Source organism: Bradyrhizobium sp. UFLA05-153 (assembly GCF_054185185.1).
In genome coordinates this window covers 14,289-36,254 of sequence record NZ_JBBIAM010000055.1, presented here as the reverse complement: position 1 = coordinate 36,254, position 21,966 = coordinate 14,289, and the positions used below count along the sequence as shown (strand labels likewise).

Below are 21,966 nucleotides of genomic sequence, written 5' to 3'. Positions count from 1 at the left end.
CGCGGAGAGATGGTGGGCACGGCGCTTCGCGCCTTTGCCCACCCTACAATCCGCGTCAGCTTTCCACCTTGAACGTCAGCCCGGCATGATCGACCAGCCGCTTGATCAGCTTGTGCTGCATCGCTGCGCCCGGCGTCCAGAAGCCGCCTGGGACATCCGGCGTATCGCGCAGCAGGCAGATCGCACATTCGGAAATCATCTTCGAGGTCGAGCCGTAGCCGGGATCGCGGTCGCCGGTGACGCCGGCGCGGACCTGGCGGCCGTCAGGCGCGATCGCGACGTAGAGCAGATTGAAGAGACCGTTCTCGCGCTCCTCCTTTGAGGGGCCCTCGCCGGGCTTCGGCGCGTTGGGGCCCGTCTTCTCGGCGTTGGCGGCCATTACACGCTTCGCATTGGCCTCGCCCTTCTCGCCGGGACCGGTCAGCACCATCTCGTCGTAGACGAACTCGCGGCCGTACGGAAAGCCCATCAGCATGTTGGAGCGATGGACGTTGCGCGTGTTGATCAGCGCCATCATGAACGGCGCAGCCCAGGATTGCAGGTCCTCCTCATAGGCCGCCCTGTTGCCCTTCGGCTGCTTCGGTCCGGTGAAGCCGGGCGTCAGCGCGAAGTGATCGTTGAGAATGGCGACAAGGCTGAGGTCCTTGGCGACCGCATCGAAGGTCGCCTTCGCACTTGCCGCGGTGCCGCCTGACAGCGTGCCGCGCATGTCGCGCACACGCCCCTTCACGCGCGAGCTAGGCGCACCGTGCACACGCTTGGCCTCTTCCTGCACGAAGAACGTACCGAGCTCGAACGGAACGGAATCATAGCCGCATGAGAACACGATGCGCGCGCCGCTCGTCTTGGCCGCCGCCTCATACTTGTCGATCATCTGCCGCATCCAGACCGGCTCGCCGCAGAGATCGAAATAGTCCGTGCCCGCTGCCACGCAAGCGGCGAGCAGCTCTTCACCGTAGAACTGATACGGACCGACAGTCGTGATCACCGACTTCGTCTGCGCGACCATCGCCTTCAGCGAGGCCGGATCGGAGGCATCAGCGACGATCAGCGGCGTATCCACCGACGCGCCGATCGCATCGCGCACGGATTTCAGCTTGTCGAGGCTGCGGCCAGCCATCGCCCATTTAAGCGCCTTGTCGTCCTTGTAATGCGCGGCCAGATATTCAGCGACGAGCTGGCCGGTGAAACCGGTCGCGCCATAAACGACGATGTCGAATTTCGACGAAGAACTCATGTTGCATCCTCAATTTGCTTCGTCATTGCGAGGAGCCAAGCGACGAAGCAATCCAGACTGTTTCCGCGGTGAAATCCTGGATTGCTTCGCTTCGCTCGCAATGACGATTTACTTCTTTCCGTAACTCACGCCCATGCCGGCACGGACGTCGCTTTGAATTCCATAGGGCGGGATCGGATAGCGCAGGCCATTTTTTGCCAGCGCCTTCATGCCCTTGATCGCCTTGGCGAGATGCGCTGGGCTCAGCGCCATCAGCATCTCTTCGTCCGGCACGCCGCCATAGCGCCGTTCGGCATAGCATGGCAAGGACAGGCTGGGCTCGCCGGTCTTGAGCGCCCGCCCCCAGGAATCCGCGCAGGCGGTCTCGCCGACCACGCCCCATTCGAACTTCCTGTAGCCGGTATATTGCAGCCCGTTGATCAGGATGATCATCTGCCCCGGCGTCGCGTAGACCAGACAAATGTCGGGCGGATCGAGGCGGCCGCTCGCCAGCGGGCTCACCGCGAGCGCCTGGTATTGTCCGAACGGCACCACGTCGAGCGCCTCCTGGCGCTTGCGCGCGTCCGCGGCCGTGCCATGCCACACGCCGACATAATTCTCGCCCGCAAGCCATTTCTCGTCCTGCGGCGCAAGGCCAATCACGGCGCGGCACTGGCTGCCAACGAGATCGTCGGCGGTGATGCCGACGGTCCAGCCGAGGCGCGAAGCCATGCTGACGATCTGGTCGGTGGTGTGGACCGCATTCGGCCGGCGGATCTTCGGGATCGCCTCCATGTCCTCGGCGCGCGCAAACAGCTTCATGCCGATCACCGTCGTCTTCAGCCGCAGCAGCGCGTTGAGGTCGGCCACAATGCCGGCGAGATCGATCGGTTCAGCGTTCTCTGGCTGCATGGCGTCCTCCCGGGGCGCGACGATTTTTATGTCCCCCGTTCTAATCCTTCGCCGGACCGGGAAGCAACTCGCCGGTGCGGCCCATCAGGCGGTAGGCGACGAGCCCGATCCATTCGCGCATGGCGATATCGGTTTGCATGATCCCATCGGTGCCCATATTGGTGAAGGTGAAGAGGTCCTCGCGGCCGCCCATCCGAAAGTCCACGGGGTAGGCCTCGACGTCAAATCCGGCCTTGCGGAAGATCCCCATCGAGCGCGGCATGTGGAACGCCGAGGTCACCAGCAGCCAGCGCTCGCCCGGCTTCGGCGCAACCAGCTGCTTGGTGAAGATCGCGTTCTCGTAGGTATTGCGCGAGTTGCGCTCCACGATCAGGCGCTCCTTGGCGATGCCGAGATTTTCCAGGATCGGCGCCGAGTAGTCGGCCTCCTTGGCCTCGGTGGAGATCAGATTGGCATTGCCGCCGGTGAAGACGATGCGCGCATTCGGGTAGCGCCGTGCGAGCGCGGCCGGAGCCAGCATGCGATCGGCGGCATGGGCGACGATCGGCGTTTGATGCGCCGACGACAGGTCGGTGTCGACGGAGCCGCCGAGCACGATGATGCCGTCGGGCGCGCCGCGCGAGGCATCCCACTGCGGAAAGCGCTGTTCCAGGGGATACAGCAGGAGCTTGCCGAGCGGCGAGAACGCCACGAGCGCCAGCAGGACCAGCACGGTCACCGCAAGCCTGCGGCCGGCTCGCGCAAAGCGCGTCGTCATCAGAACGAGCGAGAGAATGCCGAGCTCGACCAGTAAGTTGATCGGCAATAGCGCGACGCCGAGCGTCTTGGACAGGACGAATAACAGGGGAGCCTCGCTTTGGAATCATCGAGCCTATCGATGCGCGGACCTTGACGGGCCGATCCATCTTCAGAAATCTTCTTGAAAGAGGATGGATTGCCGGGTCAAGCCCGGCAGTGACGAGTCCTGATGAAAACACCCGCAAACGATCGGACCAGACCCATGACCCGTCACCACCTGCAGTCCAGCCCCGAAACCTGCCATTGGGGCTTCTTCGAGGCGAAGCTGAAGCCGGTCCTTACCATCGAGAGCGGCGACGAGGTGACGGTCGACACCATCAGCGGCGGGCCGGACGTGCTGCCCGACCGCAAGCAGTTTCATATTCCGCCGGAGTTGTTCGAGATTCATGCGAAGAGCGAACGCACGCTGCCCGGCCACATTCTCACCGGCCCGATCGCGGTGAACGGCGCCGAGCCCGGCGACGTGCTCGAGGTCCATATTCTCGACGTCACGCCGCGGCAGGATTGGGGCTGGAATCTGATCAAACCGCTCTCGGGCACCCTGCCCGACGATTTCCACGAGATGCGCATTCTCAACATCCCGCTCGATCTGACGCGGATGGTCGGCCGCATGCCCTGGGGCCTCGACCTGCCGCTCAAACCGTTCTTCGGCGTGATGGGAGTCGCGCCGCCGCCCGCCTGGGGCCGCATCTCCTCGCTGATCCCGCGCGCGATGGGCGGCAATCTCGACAACAAGGAGCTTGGCCCAGGCGCCACACTCTATCTGCCGGTGTTCGTGCCGGGCGCGCTGTTCTCCTGCGGCGACGGCCATGGCGTGCAGGGCGACGGCGAGGTCTGCGTCACCGCGATCGAGACCGCGCTGCAAGGCCGCTTCCGCCTCACGCTGCGCAAGGACATGAAGCTCGCCTACCCGCGCGCCGAAACCGCCTCGCACTACATGACCATGGCGATGGACCCGGACCTCGACCAATGCGTGGTGCGCGCGCTGCGCGACATGATCGCCCTCCTGGGCGAGAAGCGAAACCTGTCGCGCGAGGACGCCTACACGCTGTGCAGCCTGGCTGCGGATCTGCGGGTGACGCAGACCGTCAACGGCTCAAAAGGCATCCATTGCATGATCGAGAAATCGCTCGTGCACGGCTAGCTCGCCCCGCCCCCTTCCCTCGCAGTCCGACCTCCGTCGCCCGGTGAAAACCGCGCGGTGCGCCGACGCTCGGAATTTCTCCAGCGATTCCAATAGCCTCGGACACCGGTTCGATCCGGATTTGACTCCTCATCGTTTCTAAATAGACTCTTAATCGTTACTTTTATGTACCCGAGTAAGAGGCTAGCGTTTGCGTCATGGCCACCGAAAAAGCCGAGACTGACCGCATCCCCGTAACCTTGGCGCTCTCGACCATCACGTATCTCGAAAAACTGGTGAGACAGGGCACCCACGGCACCAGCGTTCCCGGCGTCGCACGTACCTTGATCGAGGAAGGCATCCGTCTCGCCATCAAGGACGGACTTTTGTCGATCCGCGACAATGGCAGGACGTGAGGCTCAGGGAGCGCGCAACGCGGTCGGTTTCGGACGGGGTGGTCGATTTGCAACCTGGGACCGTCACAACATGCCTGCTGTTTCACCGACCTCGTCAACGTCCGCTGCAACCTGGACCGTTGAGCGCATCGAACTTCTGAAAAGCCATTTTCACGCCGGCCTGTCCTGCCGCGAGATCGCCGCCGATATCGGCGTCAGCCGCAATGCCGTCATCGGCAAGCTCAGCCGCCTCAACCTGACGCGCGGTCCGAAGCGGGAGGAGCGGAGCGCAGACAAGAGCACCGCGCGGGCCCTGCGGACCCTCCGCAGGCTGCAATATGAATTGCTCTCCACGATCGATATCGAGGCCGAGACGCCGCTCGCCCACGTGCCGATCGACGAGGCCAACCGCTGCTCGCTTATGGAATTGACCGAGAACCGCTGCCGCTGGCCGATCTCGACGCCAGGCGCGGACGACTTCTGTTTCTGCGGCAACGCCTCGCCCGACGGCCAGTCTTATTGCACGGGCCACGCGCGCCTCGCCTACCGGCCAAACTCACGCGCGCGTCTCATGCGCGGCTGACGAAGGGGCACAAGCCCGGCGACGTACTGGGTGCCCCGGTCAAGCCGGGGCACGACACCTGCAACCTGGATACACAATGCTTCTGCAAGGATGCCATGGCTTCGCAGGGCCGACATCGAATGGGCGATACCGCCCCTCGCCTCACCCCAGCCGCCAGCCGGCCTCCTGGGCAAAGCTCTCGTAGAAAGCGCGATCATAGGCCTGCTCCGGCGTCGCGCGCACGCGCTGATCGAGGCGCACGGCGTCCTCGCCGACCAGGATGCGCCACCTCTCGGCCTTGACGCCGTCGAGGATGATCTTCGCGGCCTGCGCGGCCGTGGTCGGCGCATCCTCGCGGAAGCTGCGGGCGCGCTCGACGAACGCCGCCTGGATGTCCTCGTCCGACATCTTCTCCGCATCCGGCACGCCGGCCGCGACCATGCGCTTGCGGGTCAGCACGACCTCGTCGGCATTGAGGCGCTCGGAGCCGTCTCCGCTCTGCACCTTGCGCGAGTTGGAGACGATCGAAGTGCCGATGTGACCGGGCATCACGACCGAGCATTTGACGTGCGGCGCGTGCAGGCGGAGATCATTGATCAGCGCCTCCGTAAAACCCTTCACCGCAAATTTTGCCGAGCTGTAGGCGGTATGCGCCTGCCCCATGCCGATCGAGGCCCAGAAGCCGTTGACGCTCGCGGTATTGATGATGTGCGCCTCGTCGGCAGCAACCAACATCGGCAGGAAGGTACGCACGCCGAGATAGACGCCGCCCCAGCAGATGTTGAAGGTGCGCTCCCACTGCTCGCGCGTGTTGGTGAACAGGCTGCCACCGCCGCCGATGCCGGCATTGTTAAACAGCAGGTGGATCTTGTCCGTCTTCTGCTGCTCGGCGAGCTCGTCGCGAAACCGCTTGAGATGATCCTCGATCGCGACGTCGGCAACGTGGGTGGTGACGCGCAGACCCTGCGGCAGCTTCTCGACCTCGCACAGCCGCTTGGTCTCGGCCATCGCGGCTTCCGACACGTCGCACATCGCAACGTTGCAGCCCTCGGCCACGAGCTGGCGCGCGAGCTCGCGCCCCATCCCCGTTCCCCCGCCGGTGATGACGGCGATCTTTCCGGAAAAGTCCTTCATGGGTTCGGTCCCCTCGCTTGGTCTGGTTGTTGGTCTTGTTGGCCATCACGGACAATGCACGGGGCCGCCGCAAAGTGTAGCAGCGCCGCGCCTGCGGTAAAGCAGGCCGGCGCTGCGTCACGACGACGGCGAATTATTTCGGCGGACGAACTATTCCGCCGCCTGGAAACGCTGTCCACCCGGCAACACTCCCAGCCCCTCGAGAGCCTTGCGGATCGCGGCCGCTTGCGTCAACGAGGCCTCCGGCATCGGCGCGCGCGGCCAGGTCTTTGGCATTCCCTGGAGCGTCTGCGCGTAGCGCGTGCAGGCCGGAAGGTTGTCGGCGATGATCGCATTCCACAGCGTCAGCAGCTTCTTGTGCAGTTCGAGCGCACGAGGGTGATCGCCCGCCTTCACCGCATTCCACAGTTCGACCGAGGCATGGGGCGCCGCGGTCAGGATCGCCGCGATCGAGCCATGGGCGCCGAGCGTGTAGGACGGATACATCAGCGCATCGACGGCGCTATAGATCAGCTTGTCCGGCGCCATCATCATGAGGTCGGCGAACAGCTTCAGATCGCCCGCGCTCTGCTTGACGCCGACCACCAGCGGCACCTCGGTCATGATGCGAGTGAGCAGCGCCGGCGAGAGATAGGACCACGGCACGACGTTGTAGATGATGATGGGCATGCCGGTCTCGTCGGCCATGGCGCGGAAATGCGCGACCATCGCGTCCTCGTGCGGCTTGAACAGATAGTGCACCGGCGTGACCTGGAGGGCGGCGACATTCATGTCGCGCACGAGCTTGCCGCGGCGGATCGCATCGCGCGTCGAGTCCACGATGATGCCGGCGATTACGGGAACGCGGCCCTTCACCGCTTCGACCGTCGCCGCCACCAGATCGCGATACTCCTCGTGATCGAGCGTGTGCCCCTCGCCGGTCGAGCCGCCGGCTGCAACGCCATGCGCGCCGGCCGCGATCATCCATTCGACCTGCGGCGCAACGAGCTGAGTGTCGATCTCGCCGTTCTCCCGGAATGGCGTGGTCATCGGCGGTATCACGCCGGTCGGGCGTACCTTCATCTCTCGGCCCTCGCGTTTCCTGCTTCCCGATAGCGGTCCCGCTCTGCCGGCGAGTATCCGCGCGAGCGGTAGCCTAGCGGTTGATGTCGCGGCGGGAAGCGGCGCGACCGGGACGCAGCCCTCCTATTCGGTCATAGCGTCGGTTCCCCGTATTTGTCCGGCTTCGGATTGAGGGGAATTTTTTTACAATCCGAATCGTCAAATGGGGCGAAAGCTGAGGTGAGTCTTCAAGCCATCGTGTCGCGGTCGACACAGGGCGTGGCACCCCGCTTGCATCTCCTCGTGGCGTGTAACAACCAAAGAGGTGAAATGCATGTTTATTACCGTCGTGGCCGTGCTCTGCCGGCTAGGCGCAGCAGCTTCGGGCAGTTGCGTCGAGGAAATCGTCACCGACAGCAACATGACGCCCGAAATCTCGCTCATGCAGTGTGCAGTGGGCGCGCAGGCCGAACTCGCAAAATGGATGGGCGAGCACCCGATCTACCACGTCAACTGGCGCATCGAACGCTACAAGTGTGTGCCAGGTCACTACGAGATCAAGGGCCACGCCTAAGGCCCAGCCCCGAAAGGGGAGGAAACGCCCCAAGGGACCGGCTTTTGCCGACCTCTTGCCAAACGTTCTGAAAATGGTCGGAGCGAGGATTTCAACCTCCGCCCCAAGCCTCCAAGCGGAGGCAAGCTTTTGATTGTTGTATATTTTTTGGAAATTGAACTGTTATCCGCCGCTTGAAATCACAAGCGTTCATCCGCCCCGAAAACGACTGTGATGCGGACGTGCTGTGGCCAGGCTGCAACTCGCCCTCTGTTCTGACAGGGAACGTCGGCTACCGAACCGTTTGCAGGCTCGCCTCGAGATTACAGTACTCGCGCCGGGGCTGAGATCAGCCGCTTGATATTGGACCCGGTGGCCGCCCGGATATTGCGGGCGGCCGTTACCTTTCCTGACGTCGCGATTTGGGTTCTGCAATGAACCGCAATCGATACTTCGAAGGGCCACGTTGCACCGCGTGCAACCAGCCACGCACCTTGGTCCGAAGCGAACCGGCCACCGGGCGGTACGAAATTCGATCGTATGAATGTCCGACCTGCAAGAGCGTGCTGCGGATCGTCGAGCGCACCGAACCGAGCATGTTTCCGCGCTGATCAGCAACCGCGTCGATGAAAGCGACTGAGTTGCGTGAGACGCTTTCCGAATGGGATTACCGATGACGATCGACAGTTTTAGATCCACGACGCCGCTGTTTCTTCCCGAACGATTTTTCGTCGGGCGGCTCGAAGGCTGGGCAGTGTTGGAGAGTCTGGTTGGCGGACTACTGAAGCGCGCAACGAAGCCCATCGTCCATCGCAATCTCGAAGCGCTCAGTCTTCTCTTTAGCGGTCCTGCCCATCGTCGATCTCAACCGGCCATGCGCGTCAGGCGTGGAGCCGCGCCCCCTCGGCATCGCGACGATAGACGGCAGCTTTGTTCAGTATATCGAGGTGCAATATACTGAGCAACGGGCGACGTTCGTCCAATGGACTTGCGGGAAGTCTTCGCCACCAATCTGCGCCGTTTGCGAAATGCGAAAGGGTTGTCGCAAGACGAACTGGCATATCAGGCCAAGATTAGCCGGAGCTATTTGAGCCAGATCGAGAAGGGCTCGTTTTATGTGAGCCTCAAGGTACTTGGGAAGCTGGCACATACTCTCGAGGCCGAGCCGGAAGAGTTCTTAAAGCGCCCAGCGCGACGCCGAACTCGATAGGCGTTCCCCTTGCCCGAAGCAGCTCTGGCAATAATCGCAGAACTGCCGCCTTGTAGGGTTTCCCGCGACTTCTTTTTCAGAAGTGTCTCGGATCGGCTGTTGCCGGGGATTGGGGAGCGGTGCAATGCAACGGGCGAATGCAGTGGACTGGCGTTGCCATTCTGGCGATAGTGGAACCTTCTTTTGCCAATTTGGAGCTAAGCATGGCTGGGGGCGACGCGAAGATCAAGATCAAGATCGGTGAAATTGAAATTGAGTACGAGGGTGACGCAAGTTTTCTGAAGAACGATCTACTCGGCATCTTCAAGGAGCTGAGTAATACCAATGAACATCTCTTGGTCACGCCGAAGCCCACGCGTGAGAAGGCACACGATAGCCACGGGGCGAAATCAGCTGGCAAGCACTCGACCGTCACCATAGCCACCCTGCTCAAGGCGAAGACCGGCCCCGATCTAGTTACTGTTGCGGCGGCGTACCTGCATTTTTCCCAAGGTAAATCCGAGTTTACGAGAGCTGAAATTCTAGCCGCTATGAAGACGGCCACCGGCTACTGGCAGAAGAACTATACTGGCAACCTCTCCACTTCTCTTGAGGGACTGACCAAAGCAGACAAACTGCGAGTGGTGAAAGAAGGCGTCTACTCACTCCCGGCGGATGAGACGAAGCGATTAGAGGCCGTGCTTGCTAAAGGTTAGCGAACTGAAAAATTGGGTTCATCGCGATTTCAGCGATGTGGACAAGTTGCTCCTTGTGTTGGCAACTTTTTCAACGCCGACACAGGTGAAAGATATTAAGCAACGGTGCAAGGACGTCGGTCTCAGAAAGATAGCCGAGGGGAACGTATCGAGCTACTTTGCTCGAACCAAAGGACTAGCCATCAGTACGAGCGCGGGTTGGGAGCTTTCAGAAGGTGGGAAGCAACATCTACGGACGCTCGGCGTTTCGAGCATTCGACCCGCTGCCGTCCAGATTGCAACCGGCCTACGGGATTTACTCGCGAAGATCAGCGACGCCGACACACGCTCTTTCGTTGAAGAGGCCGTGCAGTGCTACGAATATGAACTGTATCGATCTGCGGTTGTCATGTCATGGCTAGCTGCAATGCATGTGCTCAAGATCGAAGTGCATTCGAAGCATTTGAAGGAGTTCAACACCGAAGCTTCGCGTGTTGATCACAAATGGAAGGCCGCTAAGACGACTGACGATCTAGGCGAGATGAAGGAGTTCACGTTCTTGGAGCGTATTCACGGCATCTCAATGATCGGAAAGAACGTTAAAGAGCAGCTACAGGCATGCCTAAAGACGAGAAACGGCTGTGGTCACCCGAATAGTTTGAAAGTAGGTGAACCGACCGTCTCACACCACATCGACTTGCTCATGCGGAACGTCTTCAACGTGTATTGCTGACGACTTGTCGCGCTAGTTCCGCACCAGTAGGTCCGCGCAGGAATCGCATTCGCCCTGCCTTCCTTCCGCTGCCCGGCCGGCGATGACGGGGTGCCGATTCCAGGCTCCAGCGAAATTCAGGTTGCCGGATAAGCCTTTGATTTGATTAGTCGAAGCGAGACGCCCCTTAGTCTTCTAGACTAGTGCCGCCCAAACCGCGCCTTGGTCCACCTGCTCGACGGTCGTCGGCCCGACCCATCCGACGCGGTGCGATGATGCTGATTTGCCCGACACGTCAATCGATTTTCGTAAAATCCGCAATGCACCGCCCGGGCCGTTGTCGGCTACTTTGCATGGGGTTGTTTTCGACGTTTTGTTGCCCGGTCACTGCAGCTGCAGCTCACCCCCATCGTCACGCAGGCATCAGGGGCAGCGTCCGCGCCGCGCCTCCCGAGCAATCCGCCCGCCAGATGGTTTGAAAAAATGGTCGGAGCGAGAGGATTTGAACCTCCGACCCCTAGTCTCCCAGACTAGTGCGCTAACCGGGCTGCGCCACGCTCCGAATGCCGTTCCCATAGCTAGGATCGCCGCGTTGCGCAAGGCGCCTGAACCGCCCGGACGACCGGGAACATCCCCCTGAAATCGCAGAATGCGCCTTGCTCAGCCGGCCTTGAGGGCCTCGTCGAGCAGTTCGCGGCAGGCGACGAGGTCCTGAAGCACCCGCTCCAGCCGCTCCCGGTCGGCCGGGTTCGGGCCGGCACGATCGGCCGGGCCCTTGCGGAAGGTGGTGAGGATTTCCTCGTCGTCGATCTCGGCGAAGCGGAAATCGATGCCTTCCTCCTCCTCGCCCTGGAAGTCGTCATCGTCGGTATCGGCGACGCCGCGGATCTCGGGTTCCTCCTCGGTCTCCATCAGGCTCTGGCCGATCGCGTCCTCGATCGCGCCGAACGAGACCGCGGCCGACGAATCGGCGAGGCCCTGGACCGACTTGATGCCGTGCTCCTTGAGGATCCGCTGCACGCCCCGGATGGTGTAGCCCTCGCCGTAGAGCAGTCGGCGGATGCCCTTGAGCAGGTCGACGTCGTCGGGGCGGTAGTAGCGGCGGCCGCCGCTGCGCTTCATCGGCTTGATCTGGGAGAAGCGGGTCTCCCAGAACCGCAATACGTGCTGCGGGATGTCGAGGTCCTGCGCTACCTCGCTGATGGTGCGGAACGCATCCGGCGCCTTGTCCAAGGGCCTCATCCTTTCGGAAGGCGATTACGCCTCCACTTCAGTCTTGCTGCCGTCGCCATTGGCCTTGTGTTGCGAATTGATCCGCTGCTTCAGGATGGCGGACGGCTTGAACACCATCACCCGGCGCGGCGAGATCGGCACTTCGGTACCGGTCTTGGGATTGCGGCCGATACGCTGGCCCTTCTTACGCACCATGAAGGAGCCGAACGAGGACAGTTTCACCGTCTCGCCCCGCTCGAGGCAATCGGTGATCTCCTTCAGCACGAGTTCCACGAAGGCAGACGATTCCGTCCGCGACAGGCCGACCTTTTGATAGACGGCCTCGCAGAGATCCACTCGCGTTACGGTTTTGCTAGTCTCGGTCATCGCCCTGCCCCACCCGACGGCGAACAATTGTCGTCTAAAATTATGAGGTTACGAGACAACGGTCAACCCGCTCATTCCGCGCTTGAGTCGGCAACAAAATGGCCCGCAATCTCGGCAAAATTTTATCGATCGCGCTCTACTACCAGCGCACGAGTGCGGAACCCCAGGTGAAGCCGCCGCCCATCGCTTCCAGCAGCAGCAGGTCGCCCTTCTTCACCCGACCGTCCTTCACCGCGACCGACAGCGCCAACGGAATCGAGGCCGCCGAGGTGTTGCCGTGCTTGTCGACGGTGAGCACCACCTTCTGCGGCGCAATATGCAGCTTGTGGGCGGACGCATCGATGATTCGCTTATTGGCCTGATGCGGGATGAACCAGTTGATGTCCTCGGCGGTCATGCCGGTGGCGTTGAAGGCATCGACGATCACGTCGGTGATCATGCCGACCGCGTGCTTGAACACCTCCTTGCCTTCCATGCGCAGGTGGCCGACCGTCCTGGTCGAGCCGGGCCCCCCATCGACGAACAGTTTGGCCTTGTGGCGGCCGTCCGAACGCAGGTGCGTGGTCAGCACGCCGCTGTCGGAGGTCTTCCCCGGTTGCGTCTGCGCTTCCAGCACGATGGCGCCGGCGCCGTCGCCGAAGAGCACACAGGTGCCGCGGTCGTTCCAGTCGAGGATACGCGAGAAGGTTTCCGCGCCGATCACCAGCGCGCGCTTGTAGGCGCCCGTGCGCAGGAAGTTGTCGGCAGTGGCGAGCGCGAACACGAAGCCGGAGCAGACCGCCTGCAGGTCGAACGCCACGCCATGGTTGATGCCGAGCCCGTGCTGGACGGCGACTGCGGTCGCCGGAAACGTGTTGTCGGGCGTCGAGGTCGCGAGCACGATCAGATCGATCGCCTGCGGATCGAGCCGGGCATGCGCGAGCGCCGCGCGCGCCGCCCTGATCGCAAGGTGCGAGGTGAACTCGTCGTCGGCCGCGATGTGACGCTCGCGAATGCCCGTGCGCTGCACGATCCACTCGTCCGATGTGTCGATGCGGGCCGCCAACTCGGCATTGGTCACGACACGCTCCGGCAAATAGCTGCCGCAGCCGAGCACGACCGATCGAATTTGAGTCACGAAACAGCCTCCTGCGCGGTCGGCACTGAAGTCAGCGCGCCACCGTCGCGGTTGAGCATCTGATTGATCTTGGTCAGGAGATCGTAGCGAGCCATCTCATAACCAACATCGACGGCATAGGCAAAGCCTTCAGCGTCGGTTCCGCCATGGCTCTTGACCACGACGCCATTCAGGCCGAGCAGAACGCTCCCGTTGGATTTGCGCGGATCGAGCTTTTCGCGCAACGTCTGGAAGGCGCCGCGCGCGAACAGATAGCCAATGCGCGAAAGCCAGCTCGATGCCATGGCACTGCGCAGAACTTCGAGCATCTGGCGCGAGGTTCCCTCGGCGGCCTTGAGTGCGATGTTACCGGAAAAGCCCTCGGTGACGATCACGTCGGCAAGGCCCTTGCCGATGCCGTCGCCTTCGACAAAGCCGACATAGTCGAGTTGCAGCAGGTTCATGGTGCGCAGCATCTCGGCGGCCTCGCGGATCTCCTCATGCCCCTTCATCTCCTCGACGCCGATGTTGAGGAGACCGACCTTCGGACGCGTGAGGTTGAAGTGGACGCTCGCCATCGCCGCGCCCATCACCGCGAGCGCCACCAGATGGCGCGCATCGCCGCCGATGGTCGCGCCGAGATCGAGCACGACCGATTCCCCGCGCAGGGTCGGCCAGATCGCCGCGAGCGCTGGACGATCGATACCCGGCAGCATGCGCAGGCAGAAGCGCGCCATGGCAACCAGGGCGCCGGTATTGCCGGCGGAAACCACCACGTCCGCCTCGCCCTTCTTCACAGCCTCGATCGCAAGCCACATCGAGGCCTTCTTGCGGCCACGCCGCAGCGCCTGGCTCGGCTTGTCCTCCATGCTGACGGCGACGTCGGTGTGGATGATCCTGGAGGCGGCCTTCAGCGCGGGGTGCTTGTCGAGCTCGGGCTCGATCTTGGCGCGATCGCCGACCAGCAGGAATTCGATATCGGGATGCCGGGCAAGCAAGATGGCGGCGCCGGGAATGACGACGGGGGCGCCGACGTCGCCTCCCATGGCGTCAAGCGCGATTCGAACCTTGCTTAGCATGAACGTCCCGGAAACCTGATCTCGTGCGGTCTAAGAAACTAGCGGGGCCGCGAAATGGGTTCGCCATCATCAACAGCGATCGGCCAGGCGCCACACCGCACCCGGACCGGGCCGCGACAATAGCGTTTTGTCACCCCGAAACAACCTCTTGCCCCCAGTCTTTTGGATTCCGGGCGATCACGGATCGCCCCCCGCCCAAGCGATAAAAACTCCATGAAATCAAACTGATCACGTAATCTTTCAACCTGACGAGGCAAACCATTCATGCACATCGCAAAGCGAGCCCGCCCGAGGCGCACAGTTATTTGGCCTCATTTGCGCTTGGGCTTGTCCTGGAGCGCCTTCAACGCCGCAAAGGGGTGGTCCTCGGGATCGTGGGCCGTCACCTGGGCCTCGAACACCGCCCCCGGTTTACGCGGATAGGGGTCGATGCCCAGAAACAGGGCGTCCGTCGCCAGCCGGCCGAGGTCGATGACGCCGGCAATGATCGCCTCCGGCGGCTCCGGGACCGCCTCCGCGGCGTCGTCGCTGTCCTGCCCCTCCTCGATGAGGTCAGCCAGTCGCCGCACCTCGGCCTCGGGAGCAAACATCAGGTCAATCTCCTCGTCGATCTCGCTCTCGACCGGGTCGAGCGTCACCACGCAGGTCTGGCCGATCCGCGCCCGGACGTTGCCGGTGACATGAACCCGCCCGCCGCTCTTCGGGGACACGTCGAAAGAGGCCTTCGCGGACACGACCTCGCGAACACCCGCAACCTCGGCCATGGCCTCGCGCTCGCGGCTCGATGCCTCGATCTCCCGATGCAAGCCGGTGTCCGGGATCTGCGCCACGATCACCGGCACGCGCCACGGATCGGTCTGGGGTTCGGCATTTGGTCTGGTCATGGCGCCACATGCTCCCCTGGCGGCGATGGAAATACAAATGAACCGCGCAGCAGCGCGCCCTGGTCAGTCCGGGCAAGATCAGCTTCCGTGGCCCTGGCATAGTCCGCAAGCCGCCGCGCCTGCGCGCCGTCCGTCCCGTTCAAGATATTCCTGGCGATCGCCGATGCCAGCGCCTCGCCGCCTTCGTCCATGGCCTGGTCGTAGGCCCGGGCCCGGCCATAAAAGGCCTCTCCAAAGGCCCGCATCCGCTTGGGGACGGTCTGATCCCCGATACCCATCTCCCGCAGATTGTCGTCCATGTCCTCGCAGAAGCGATCGAACAGCACCTGCGACAGCTCGGTGGCGTCGGAAGCCGCCCGCAGCCGGCGCAGCAGGAGCCACAAATGCAGGAGAAGCAGGTCGAATCGGCCGTTAACCGTGTCCGGGACGGCCAAGTCCCGGTAAAACATGGGTTCTCGCGCCTGCGTCACGATCATGCCATAGATGGTCTCAATGGTGCCGCGCGGGGCTAGCCGGGGTTTCCTGAAGTGTTTGAACGGCCAGAGCATTGTGGGTTCCACAAGCGTGCGCGCGCGGGTTGCGCTCGCCGCGTCTGCCCGGTACTTCAGCGCCTCGCGCGACGCAAGGGGACGGGATAGTTCCGAGAATGACCAATTCGAGCCAGACCAGTCACCGCGGAGTCAAGGCGCGCGGCCGTTACGCGCGCTGGCGCGCCATCGCCGCCGCCGCGCTCGTCAGCATCGGGCTTGCCGCCTGCACAGGCGAGCAGTTCCAGAAGGGCTATATCCTGCCGCCCGGTGCGCTCGAGCAGATTCCGCTCGGGGCGAGCCAGGACCAGGTGCTGATCGTGATGGGCACGCCCTCCACCGTCGCAACGCTCGACGGCGAGGTGTTCTATTACATCTCTCAGCGCTCGGAGCGTCCGGTCGCCTTCATGAACCAGAGTGTGGTCGACCAGCGTGTGATCGCGATCTACTTCGACAAGAATCGGCGCGTGCGCCGGCTTGCGAATTACGGCCTGCAGGACGGCAAGATCTTCGACTCCATCAGCCGCACCACGCCGACCTCGGGCCAGGAGCTCAACTACCTCACGCCGCTGTTCAAGCTGCTCAGCTTCAACTGAGGTCAGGCTGCGGCGTCGCACCGCTCCACGCTGCTTGCGGTGGTGCCCAGCGTTCCCTACGCTCCCTGCAAAACAAAAGGCAGGGAGTGGATTCGTGACCAGGACATCGTTTTCCCGCCGACGCGTGCTGACCGGCGCGGCAGCGCTGTCGACGGCGGCTATTCTGCCGCGCACGAGCCTGGCGGACTGGAAGCCCACCGAGAACATTCGCATCATCGTGCCGGCCGCCGCCGGCGGCTCGACCGACGTCATGGGACGGCTGCTCGCGGCGCACCTGCAAGCCGCCTGGGGCCAGTCGGCCGTCGTCGAGAACCGCTCGGGCGGCGGCGGTACCATCGGCACCGCGGAAGCCGCGCGCGCCAGAGCGGATGGCCACACCATCCTGATCGGCAATCCCGGCCCCAACGCGATCGCCTACAGCATCTTCAAGAACCTCAGCTACAAGGCCGACCAGCTCCAGGCTGTCTCCAACATGATCCGGATCCCGAACATCGTCTCGGCGCATCCGAAGACCGGCATCAAGTCGATCGAAGAGCTGATCGCCTTCCTCAAGGCCAATCCGGACAAGTTCAGTTACGCCTCTTCCGGCGTCGGCCAGAGCCCTCACCTCACCGGCGCCTGGTTTCTCCAGCTCACCGGGCTGAAGATGACGCACATCCCGTTCCGCGGTGCGGGTCCCGCACTCCAGGCGGCGCTCGCCGGCGACATCCAGATCCTGTTCGACAACCTCTATCCGAGCCTGCCGCAGGTGCAGAACGGCACGCTCAACGGGCTCTGCGTCACCACGCCGGAGCGCAGCGAGCTCGCACCCAACCTTCCGACCATGCGCGAAGGCGCGCCGGAGCTGGCCAATTTCGACGTGTCATCCTGGTTCGGCGTCTTCCTGCCGAAGAACGTGCCCGCAGCGGTGCTCGAGGCGCTGAATTTGCAGGTCAAGGCGATGCTCGCGCGCGAGGACATCAGGAAGAACATCGCCTCGATGGGCGCCCGCGCCGACTACGGCACCCCGCAGCAGTTTTCCGATTTCGTCGATGCCGAGACCAAAAAGTTCGCAGGCATCATCGCGAAGGAAGGCTTGCAGATGGATGTGCAGTGACATGCAGCGTCATTCCGGGGCGATGCGAAGCATCGAACCCGGAATCTCGAGATTCCGGGTTCGGTCATGCGGACCGCCCCGGAGTGACGTGAGAAGCTCAAACAAAAACCGCGCGGCTTGCGCCGCGGGGTTTTGTCGTACGGTTGACGCCACTCAGTGCGCGAGGATCGCCAGAAGCAGCAAGGCCACGATGTTGGTGATCTTGATCATCGGGTTGACCGCGGGGCCCGCCGTATCCTTGTAGGGATCGCCGACGGTGTCACCGGTCACGGCGGACTTGTGGGCGTCGGAGCCCTTGCCGCCGAAATGGCCGTCCTCGATGTACTTCTTGGCGTTGTCCCAGGCACCGCCGCCCGAGGTCATCGAAATCGCGACGAACAGACCCGTCACGATCACGCCGAGCAGCATGGCGCCCACGGCGGAGAACGCCGCCGATTTGCCGGCAGCACCCCCGCCCGCGATCGCGTAGATCACGAAGTAGACGACGATCGGCGACAGCACCGGCAAGAGCGAGGGGATGATCATCTCCTTGATCGCCGCCTTGGTCAAAAGGTCGACCGCCTTGCCGTAGTCCGGCTTGTCGGTGCCCTGCATGATGCCCGGCTTCTCGCGGAACTGGCGCCGTACCTCCTCGACGATCGCGCCGGCCGCACGGCCGACCGCGGTCATGCCCATCGCGCCGAACAGATACGGCAGCAGGCCGCCGAACAGCAGGCCCACCACGACGTAGGGGTTGTTGAGCGAGAAGTCCGGATTGACGCCCGCGAAGTAGGCATGCTTCGCGGAGTCCGCAACGAAGAACTTGAGGTCCTGGTTGTAGGCCGCGAACAGCACCAGCGCACCGAGACCGGCGGAACCGATCGCGTAACCCTTGGTCACCGCCTTGGTGGTGTTGCCGACCGCATCGAGCGCGTCGGTCGACTTGCGCACCTCCTTGGGCAGACCCGCCATCTCGGCGATGCCGCCGGCGTTGTCGGTCACGGGGCCGAAGGCGTCGAGCGCGACGACCATGCCGGCGAGCGCCAGCATGGTGGCGGTCGCGATCGCGATGCCGAACAGTCCGGCAAGGCTGTAGGTGACGAGGATGCCGGCGATGATGACGATCGCGGGCAGCGCGGTCGCCTCCATCGAGACGGCGAGGCCCTGGATCACGTTGGTGCCGTGACCGGTCACCGAGGCCTGGGCGATCGACTTCACCGGGCGATAGTCTGTACCGGTGTAGTACTCGGTGATCCAGATGATCAGCGCGGTGACGACGAGACCGACGACGCCGCACTCGAACAGCGCCGCGCCCGTGTAGTCGACGCCCTCGAGCTTGCCGAAGCCGATCAGGTAGTAGATCACGCCGGCGATGCCGATCAGCGACAGGACGCCGGTTGCGATCAGGCCCTTGTAGAGCGCGCCCATGATCGACTGGCTCGGCCCGAGCTTGACGAAAAAGGTGCCGATGATCGAGGTGATGATGCAGATGCCGCCGATCGCGAGCGGCAGCGTCATCATGCTGGCGAGGATCGGCGTCTTGGCGAAGAAGATCGCCGCCAGAACCATGGTGGCGACCGCGGTCACCGCGTAGGTCTCGAACAGGTCGGCGGCCATGCCGGCGCAGTCGCCGACGTTGTCACCGACGTTGTCGGCGATCGTCGCCGGGTTGCGCGGATCGTCCTCGGGGATGCCGGCCTCGACCTTGCCGACGAGGTCGCCGCCGACGTCCGCACCCTTGGTGAAGATGCCGCCGCCGAGACGGGCGAAGATCGAGATCAGCGAGGCGCCGAAGCCGAGCGCCACCATGGCGTCGACGACGGTGCGGCTGTCGGGCGCAAGCTTCAGCGAATAGGTCAGGAAGCCGAAATAGAGCGTCACGCCGAGGAGCGCGAGGCCCGCCACCAGAAGACCGGTAATGGCGCCCGCCTTGAAGGCGAGTTCGAGGCCGCCGGCGAGCGACGTCGTCGCAGCCTGCGCAGTGCGCACATTGGCGCGGACCGAGACGTTCATGCCGATGAAGCCGGCTGCCCCCGACAGGATGGCGCCGATGGCGAAGCCGACGGCGACGTAGATACCCAGGAAATAGGCAAGCAGCAGGAAGATGACGATGCCGACGATGCCGATCGTCGTGTACTGGCGTCGCAGGTAGGCCTGCGCGCCCTCACGGACCGCTCCGGCGATTTCTTGCATGCGCGGCGACCCCGCATCCGCGCCCAACACCGAAGACGTCGCCCAGATCGCGTAGACGACAGAGAGCACTCCGCAGAGCACTATCAACCATAATGCTGTCATGTGAATTTTGCCTCAGATCCTTGATGTACCCCCAGCGCCGATTTTTTCCCGTTGTGACGGAGTGGCGCCTTAAAGCGGGACCGCGCCTCCCCAAAAAAAAGGAGCAGCCCCGATGGGCGGGGACCTTGCCAAAATCGCCATGCCCGTGCAACGCCGGAGGCGCGAAAATCGTCGATCTCCGCAGGTCCTTAGGTCGTAGGCGTCCGTTTCGCGGAAATTGCTAGAAGTGGCTATAGGACAGCCGCTTGAGGACCAGTTCCCGGCCAGCGCGGTCCAGGAAGCGCGGCGCCTCATTTCCCGGCACTATCGTTCCGACGGCGGTTACGGCCACGCCAGCCGCCCGCCCGGCTTCAATCAGATCGACGCATCGCGCTTCAGGAACAGCACACAGAAGCTCATAGTCATCGCCACCGGACAGCAGCGCGTCGATCCGGACGTCGCCGCGCGCAACGAGGCCGGCGGCCGGCGCCGACAGCGGCACGCTGGCCGCATCGATCGCGGCTGACACGCCTGAGGCTGCACAGAGCTTGACGAGATCGCCGGCGAGCCCGTCCGAGACATCCATCGCAGCGCTCGCACAGTCGCGCACGGCGTGCGCCAGCACATTGCGCGGTTGCGGAATGCGGTAGCGCGCGACCAGGATATCCCGTGCGGCCGAATCGGATGCCAGCGCCTTCGCCGCAGCACCGCCCTTGAGCACCTCGAGGCCAAGTGCGGCATCGCCAATCGTTCCGGTCACTATAACGCGGTCGCCGGCTTTGGCACCGGTGCGGCCGACCATCCGCCCCGACGGTACGCGGCCGAAGGCCGTGATCGAGATCATCTGCGGCCCGGGCGTGGAGACCGTGTCGCCGCCGAGCAGCGGGCACGCGAAGCCCTTGGCGTCCTCGCCCAGCGCATCGGCGAAAGGCTTCAGCCAGGCATCGTCCTTGCTGCGGAGTGCGAGCGTCAGCACGAAGCCCGCTGGCGTGGCGCCCTTAGCCGCAAGGTCGGACAGGTTCACGCGCAACGCCTTGCGGGCGATGGTACCGGGCGGGTCGCTAGCGAGATAATGCACGCCTTCGACTACGGCGTCCGTGGTGACGACGACGTCCTCGCCGGAGGATTTCAGGATGGCGGCATCATCGACCAGAGCGAACGCGCCGGGGTCAGTCGCCAGCGGCTTGAAATAGCGCTCGATGAGCGAGTCTTCGCCGGAGACATTTGTCGCGTTTGCCATCGGCCTATCCACACACACAACTGTCATCGCCCGGCTTGACCGGGCGATCCAGTATTCCAGAGACGTTCGTGATGAATCGATGGGCCGCAGCGTACGGGATGCCCCGCCTTCGCGGGGCATGACAGCGGAATATGGGGCTGGCGCATTGCATCAATTCGACGCCCCTTCGCTTTTGGCTACCGCCCGAACTCGTCGCCGCGAAAGTGGCGGCCGATCTGGTCGAGCACCGCGTTGACCATGCCGGTCTCCTCGCGATCGACGAAAGCGTTGGCGACGTCGACATATTCGGAGACCACGACCCGGCCCGGCACGTCCTTGCGATGCTCCAACTCGTAGGCCCCTGCCCGCAGCACCGCGCGCAGGATTGCCTCGATGCGCTTCAGGGGCCAGCCCTTCGAGAGCGCCTCGTCGATCAGGGGATCGAGCTTCTTCTGGTCGCGCACGACGCCGGAGACGACGTCGCGGAAGAAGGCCGCTTCCGCCGGCAGATATTTTTCGCCCTCGACCTCGTTGCCGAGCCAATGGCTCTCGAACTCGGCGAAGATGTCGTTGATGCCGGCGCCCGCAATGTCCATCTGGTAGAGCGCCTGCACGGCCGCGAGCCGCGCAGCGCCGCGCCGGTTCGCCTTTTTCTCCGCCCCGCCGGGCTGTTTCTTGGTGTCCGCCATGGCTCAGGCCCGCGCCAGACGGCGCTTGATGCGCAGCATGGCAAGCGCCGCGCGCGCGGCATCGCCGCCCTTGTTGAGCTCGCTGGCACGCGCCCGTGCCCAGGCCTGCTCTTCGGTGTTCACTGTGAGAATTCCGTTGCCGAGCGGAAGCTTGCGCGCCACGGCAAGATCCATCAGCGCGCGCGAGGATTCCTGCGAGACGATCTCGAAATGGATGGTGTCGCCGCGGATCACGCAGCCGAGCGCGATCACGGCGTCATAGGGTTTCCCGTTGCTCGCGGCATCGTCGACCGCAATGGCCACGGCTGCGGGGATTTCCAGCGCTCCGGGAACCGTAATCACGTCATGGGTGAGGCCGGCCGCCTTCAGCTCGGCAACCGCGCCTTCCAAAAGCGCATCCTGGAGGTCGTCATAGAAGCGCGCTTCGACAATCAGCGCCCGCGCGCCGGAAATGTCGGTCTGGTCCTTCAGGGGTGCGCGCCGCGCGTCTGCCATCGTTCAATCCGTTCTACTGAGGTCGGCGCGTTATGTAGTCGCCGCAAGCGGTTAAGCCAAGTTTTAAAGTGACCGTCATTCCGGGGCGATGCGACGGGACCGC

24 protein-coding genes, 1 tRNA gene and 1 pseudogene are annotated in these 21,966 nt (G+C 63.5%); 10 read left to right on the top strand and 16 right to left on the bottom strand.

Annotation, left to right across the window (positions count from 1 at the left end; all coding sequences use genetic code 11):
• Positions 1–55: 55 nt before the first annotated feature.
• The 3 genes from Q2941_RS28300 to Q2941_RS28290 all read right to left on the bottom strand — a co-directional run bounded on the left by Q2941_RS28300 (position 56) and on the right by Q2941_RS28290 (position 2,972).
• Entirely contained in the window at positions 56–1,237 is a 1,182-nt protein-coding gene (locus Q2941_RS28300; RefSeq protein ID WP_458194407.1) for a saccharopine dehydrogenase family protein, read from the bottom strand.
• A 108-nt stretch (positions 1,238–1,345) separates the two neighbouring features.
• Positions 1,346–2,128 (bottom strand): DUF169 domain-containing protein, encoded by a 783-nt coding sequence (locus Q2941_RS28295; RefSeq protein ID WP_254112131.1) that lies wholly within the window; start codon positions 2,126–2,128, stop codon positions 1,346–1,348.
• A 40-nt stretch (positions 2,129–2,168) separates the two neighbouring features.
• Complete coding sequence (locus tag Q2941_RS28290; protein WP_458194416.1) at positions 2,169–2,972, bottom strand: YdcF family protein; 804 nt, start codon at positions 2,970–2,972, stop codon at positions 2,169–2,171.
• A gap of 156 nt (positions 2,973–3,128) precedes the next feature.
• Here Q2941_RS28290 and Q2941_RS28285 point away from each other — a divergent pair, with 156 nt between their 5' ends.
• The 3 genes from Q2941_RS28285 to Q2941_RS28275 all read left to right on the top strand — a co-directional run bounded on the left by Q2941_RS28285 (position 3,129) and on the right by Q2941_RS28275 (position 5,027).
• On the top strand, positions 3,129–4,070 hold the full coding sequence (locus Q2941_RS28285; RefSeq protein ID WP_458194406.1) for an acetamidase/formamidase family protein: 942 nt from the start codon (positions 3,129–3,131) through the stop codon (positions 4,068–4,070).
• A 197-nt stretch (positions 4,071–4,267) separates the two neighbouring features.
• Positions 4,268–4,465 (top strand): hypothetical protein, encoded by a 198-nt coding sequence (locus Q2941_RS28280; RefSeq protein WP_007603456.1) that lies wholly within the window; start codon positions 4,268–4,270, stop codon positions 4,463–4,465.
• A gap of 70 nt (positions 4,466–4,535) precedes the next feature.
• Positions 4,536–5,027 carry a GcrA family cell cycle regulator gene (locus Q2941_RS28275; protein WP_458194405.1) on the top strand — a complete coding sequence of 164 codons (492 nt, stop codon included), beginning with the start codon at positions 4,536–4,538 and terminating at the stop codon, positions 5,025–5,027.
• Positions 5,028–5,168: 141 nt separating this feature from the next.
• Here the strand turns inward: Q2941_RS28275 and Q2941_RS28270 are convergent, their stop codons facing one another.
• A complete protein-coding gene (locus Q2941_RS28270) occupies positions 5,169–6,140 on the bottom strand; it encodes an SDR family NAD(P)-dependent oxidoreductase (protein ID WP_458194404.1) in 972 nt (323 codons plus the stop codon).
• Positions 6,141–6,290: 150 nt separating this feature from the next.
• Complete coding sequence (locus tag Q2941_RS28265; RefSeq protein WP_254112127.1) at positions 6,291–7,202, bottom strand: dihydrodipicolinate synthase family protein; 912 nt, start codon at positions 7,200–7,202, stop codon at positions 6,291–6,293.
• Between the two features lie 313 nt (positions 7,203–7,515).
• On the opposite strand from Q2941_RS28265, the gene Q2941_RS28260 reads away from it, so the two are divergent.
• The 5 genes and pseudogenes from Q2941_RS28260 to Q2941_RS28240 all read left to right on the top strand — a co-directional run bounded on the left by Q2941_RS28260 (position 7,516) and on the right by Q2941_RS28240 (position 10,351).
• Positions 7,516–7,755 carry a hypothetical protein gene (locus Q2941_RS28260; protein WP_027522876.1) on the top strand — a complete coding sequence of 80 codons (240 nt, stop codon included), beginning with the start codon at positions 7,516–7,518 and terminating at the stop codon, positions 7,753–7,755.
• A 652-nt stretch (positions 7,756–8,407) separates the two neighbouring features.
• Positions 8,408–8,530, top strand: a pseudogene (locus tag Q2941_RS28255) (DUF3833 family protein); the annotation flags it as partial.
• Positions 8,531–8,716: 186 nt separating this feature from the next.
• Positions 8,717–8,944, top strand: a complete 228-nt coding sequence (locus Q2941_RS28250; protein ID WP_027522878.1) for a helix-turn-helix domain-containing protein — start codon at positions 8,717–8,719, stop codon at positions 8,942–8,944.
• Positions 8,945–9,081: 137 nt separating this feature from the next.
• Positions 9,082–9,639 (top strand): hypothetical protein, encoded by a 558-nt coding sequence (locus Q2941_RS28245; protein ID WP_027522879.1) that lies wholly within the window; start codon positions 9,082–9,084, stop codon positions 9,637–9,639.
• Positions 9,626–10,351, top strand: coding sequence for a hypothetical protein (locus Q2941_RS28240; RefSeq protein WP_027522880.1), 726 nt, complete (start codon positions 9,626–9,628; stop codon positions 10,349–10,351). The genes Q2941_RS28245 and Q2941_RS28240 overlap by 14 nt, the downstream gene beginning before the upstream one ends.
• A 463-nt stretch (positions 10,352–10,814) precedes the next feature.
• On the opposite strand, the gene Q2941_RS28235 is transcribed toward Q2941_RS28240, so the two are convergent.
• The 7 genes from Q2941_RS28235 to Q2941_RS28205 all read right to left on the bottom strand — a co-directional run bounded on the left by Q2941_RS28235 (position 10,815) and on the right by Q2941_RS28205 (position 15,536).
• Positions 10,815–10,892, bottom strand: a tRNA-Pro gene (locus Q2941_RS28235).
• Positions 10,893–10,990: 98 nt separating this feature from the next.
• Positions 10,991–11,563 (bottom strand): MerR family transcriptional regulator, encoded by a 573-nt coding sequence (locus Q2941_RS28230; protein WP_027522881.1) that lies wholly within the window; start codon positions 11,561–11,563, stop codon positions 10,991–10,993.
• 24 nt (positions 11,564–11,587) lie between these two features.
• Positions 11,588–11,929 (bottom strand): integration host factor subunit alpha, encoded by a 342-nt coding sequence (locus Q2941_RS28225; protein WP_027522882.1) that lies wholly within the window; start codon positions 11,927–11,929, stop codon positions 11,588–11,590.
• A 139-nt stretch (positions 11,930–12,068) separates the two neighbouring features.
• Positions 12,069–13,046 carry a beta-ketoacyl-ACP synthase III gene (locus tag Q2941_RS28220; protein ID WP_027522883.1) on the bottom strand — a complete coding sequence of 326 codons (978 nt, stop codon included), beginning with the start codon at positions 13,044–13,046 and terminating at the stop codon, positions 12,069–12,071.
• A complete protein-coding gene (gene plsX, locus Q2941_RS28215) occupies positions 13,043–14,104 on the bottom strand; it encodes a phosphate acyltransferase PlsX (protein WP_458194403.1) in 1,062 nt (353 codons plus the stop codon). The genes Q2941_RS28220 and plsX overlap by 4 nt, the downstream gene beginning before the upstream one ends.
• Positions 14,105–14,415: 311 nt before the next feature.
• Positions 14,416–14,988 (bottom strand): YceD family protein, encoded by a 573-nt coding sequence (locus tag Q2941_RS28210; protein ID WP_027522885.1) that lies wholly within the window; start codon positions 14,986–14,988, stop codon positions 14,416–14,418.
• Entirely contained in the window at positions 14,985–15,536 is a 552-nt protein-coding gene (locus Q2941_RS28205) for a ubiquinol-cytochrome C chaperone family protein (protein ID WP_458194402.1), read from the bottom strand. Before Q2941_RS28205 ends, Q2941_RS28210 begins: the two co-directional genes overlap by 4 nt.
• A 98-nt stretch (positions 15,537–15,634) precedes the next feature.
• On the opposite strand from Q2941_RS28205, the gene Q2941_RS28200 reads away from it, so the two are divergent.
• Positions 15,635–16,111 (top strand): outer membrane protein assembly factor BamE, encoded by a 477-nt coding sequence (locus tag Q2941_RS28200; protein WP_027522887.1) that lies wholly within the window; start codon positions 15,635–15,637, stop codon positions 16,109–16,111.
• 94 nt (positions 16,112–16,205) lie between these two features.
• Positions 16,206–17,207: a Bug family tripartite tricarboxylate transporter substrate binding protein gene (locus tag Q2941_RS28195; protein ID WP_458194401.1), complete on the top strand. Its 1,002-nt coding sequence runs from the start codon at positions 16,206–16,208 to the stop codon at positions 17,205–17,207.
• A gap of 153 nt (positions 17,208–17,360) precedes the next feature.
• Here Q2941_RS28195 and Q2941_RS28190 read toward each other — a convergent pair whose 3' ends face one another.
• From Q2941_RS28190 to ribH, 4 genes are all read right to left on the bottom strand, one after another.
• The gene (locus Q2941_RS28190; protein WP_027522889.1) at positions 17,361–19,481 is read right to left on the bottom strand and encodes a sodium-translocating pyrophosphatase; all 2,121 of its coding nucleotides are present in this window, start codon (positions 19,479–19,481) and stop codon (positions 17,361–17,363) included.
• A 220-nt stretch (positions 19,482–19,701) separates the two neighbouring features.
• On the bottom strand, positions 19,702–20,700 hold the full coding sequence (thiL, locus tag Q2941_RS28185) for a thiamine-phosphate kinase (RefSeq protein WP_458194400.1): 999 nt from the start codon (positions 20,698–20,700) through the stop codon (positions 19,702–19,704).
• A 176-nt stretch (positions 20,701–20,876) separates the two neighbouring features.
• Positions 20,877–21,368, bottom strand: a complete 492-nt coding sequence (nusB, locus tag Q2941_RS28180) for a transcription antitermination factor NusB (RefSeq protein WP_027522891.1) — start codon at positions 21,366–21,368, stop codon at positions 20,877–20,879.
• A gap of 3 nt (positions 21,369–21,371) precedes the next feature.
• Positions 21,372–21,863, bottom strand: a complete 492-nt coding sequence (ribH, locus tag Q2941_RS28175; protein WP_458194399.1) for a 6,7-dimethyl-8-ribityllumazine synthase — start codon at positions 21,861–21,863, stop codon at positions 21,372–21,374.
• Between the last annotated feature and the right edge of the window lie 103 nt (positions 21,864–21,966).

What these genes read in the sequence shown, in the direction of transcription:
- Q2941_RS28300 (WP_458194407.1), bottom strand. Translation starts at nt 1,237, where the DNA reads ATGAGTTCTTCGTCGAAATTCGACATCGTCGTTTATGGCGCGACCGGT.
- Q2941_RS28295 (WP_254112131.1), bottom strand. Translation starts at nt 2,128, where the DNA reads ATGCAGCCAGAGAACGCTGAACCGATCGATCTCGCCGGCATTGTGGCC.
- Q2941_RS28285 (WP_458194406.1), top strand. Translation starts at nt 3,129, where the DNA reads ATGACCCGTCACCACCTGCAGTCCAGCCCCGAAACCTGCCATTGGGGC.
- Q2941_RS28280 (WP_007603456.1), top strand. Translation starts at nt 4,268, where the DNA reads ATGGCCACCGAAAAAGCCGAGACTGACCGCATCCCCGTAACCTTGGCG.
- Q2941_RS28275 (WP_458194405.1), top strand. Translation starts at nt 4,536, where the DNA reads ATGCCTGCTGTTTCACCGACCTCGTCAACGTCCGCTGCAACCTGGACC.
- Q2941_RS28270 (WP_458194404.1), bottom strand. Translation starts at nt 6,140, where the DNA reads ATGAAGGACTTTTCCGGAAAGATCGCCGTCATCACCGGCGGGGGAACG.
- Q2941_RS28265 (WP_254112127.1), bottom strand. Translation starts at nt 7,202, where the DNA reads ATGAAGGTACGCCCGACCGGCGTGATACCGCCGATGACCACGCCATTC.
- Q2941_RS28260 (WP_027522876.1), top strand. Translation starts at nt 7,516, where the DNA reads ATGTTTATTACCGTCGTGGCCGTGCTCTGCCGGCTAGGCGCAGCAGCT.
- Q2941_RS28250 (WP_027522878.1), top strand. Translation starts at nt 8,717, where the DNA reads ATGGACTTGCGGGAAGTCTTCGCCACCAATCTGCGCCGTTTGCGAAAT.
- Q2941_RS28245 (WP_027522879.1), top strand. Translation starts at nt 9,082, where the DNA reads ATGCAGTGGACTGGCGTTGCCATTCTGGCGATAGTGGAACCTTCTTTT.
- Q2941_RS28225 (WP_027522882.1), bottom strand. Translation starts at nt 11,929, where the DNA reads ATGACCGAGACTAGCAAAACCGTAACGCGAGTGGATCTCTGCGAGGCC.
- plsX (WP_458194403.1), bottom strand. Translation starts at nt 14,104, where the DNA reads ATGCTAAGCAAGGTTCGAATCGCGCTTGACGCCATGGGAGGCGACGTC.
- Q2941_RS28210 (WP_027522885.1), bottom strand. Translation starts at nt 14,988, where the DNA reads ATGACCAGACCAAATGCCGAACCCCAGACCGATCCGTGGCGCGTGCCG.
- Q2941_RS28205 (WP_458194402.1), bottom strand. Translation starts at nt 15,536, where the DNA reads ATGCTCTGGCCGTTCAAACACTTCAGGAAACCCCGGCTAGCCCCGCGC.
- Q2941_RS28200 (WP_027522887.1), top strand. Translation starts at nt 15,635, where the DNA reads ATGACCAATTCGAGCCAGACCAGTCACCGCGGAGTCAAGGCGCGCGGC.
- Q2941_RS28190 (WP_027522889.1), bottom strand. Translation starts at nt 19,481, where the DNA reads ATGACAGCATTATGGTTGATAGTGCTCTGCGGAGTGCTCTCTGTCGTC.
- thiL (WP_458194400.1), bottom strand. Translation starts at nt 20,700, where the DNA reads ATGGCAAACGCGACAAATGTCTCCGGCGAAGACTCGCTCATCGAGCGC.
- nusB (WP_027522891.1), bottom strand. Translation starts at nt 21,368, where the DNA reads ATGGCGGACACCAAGAAACAGCCCGGCGGGGCGGAGAAAAAGGCGAAC.
- ribH (WP_458194399.1), bottom strand. Translation starts at nt 21,863, where the DNA reads ATGGCAGACGCGCGGCGCGCACCCCTGAAGGACCAGACCGACATTTCC.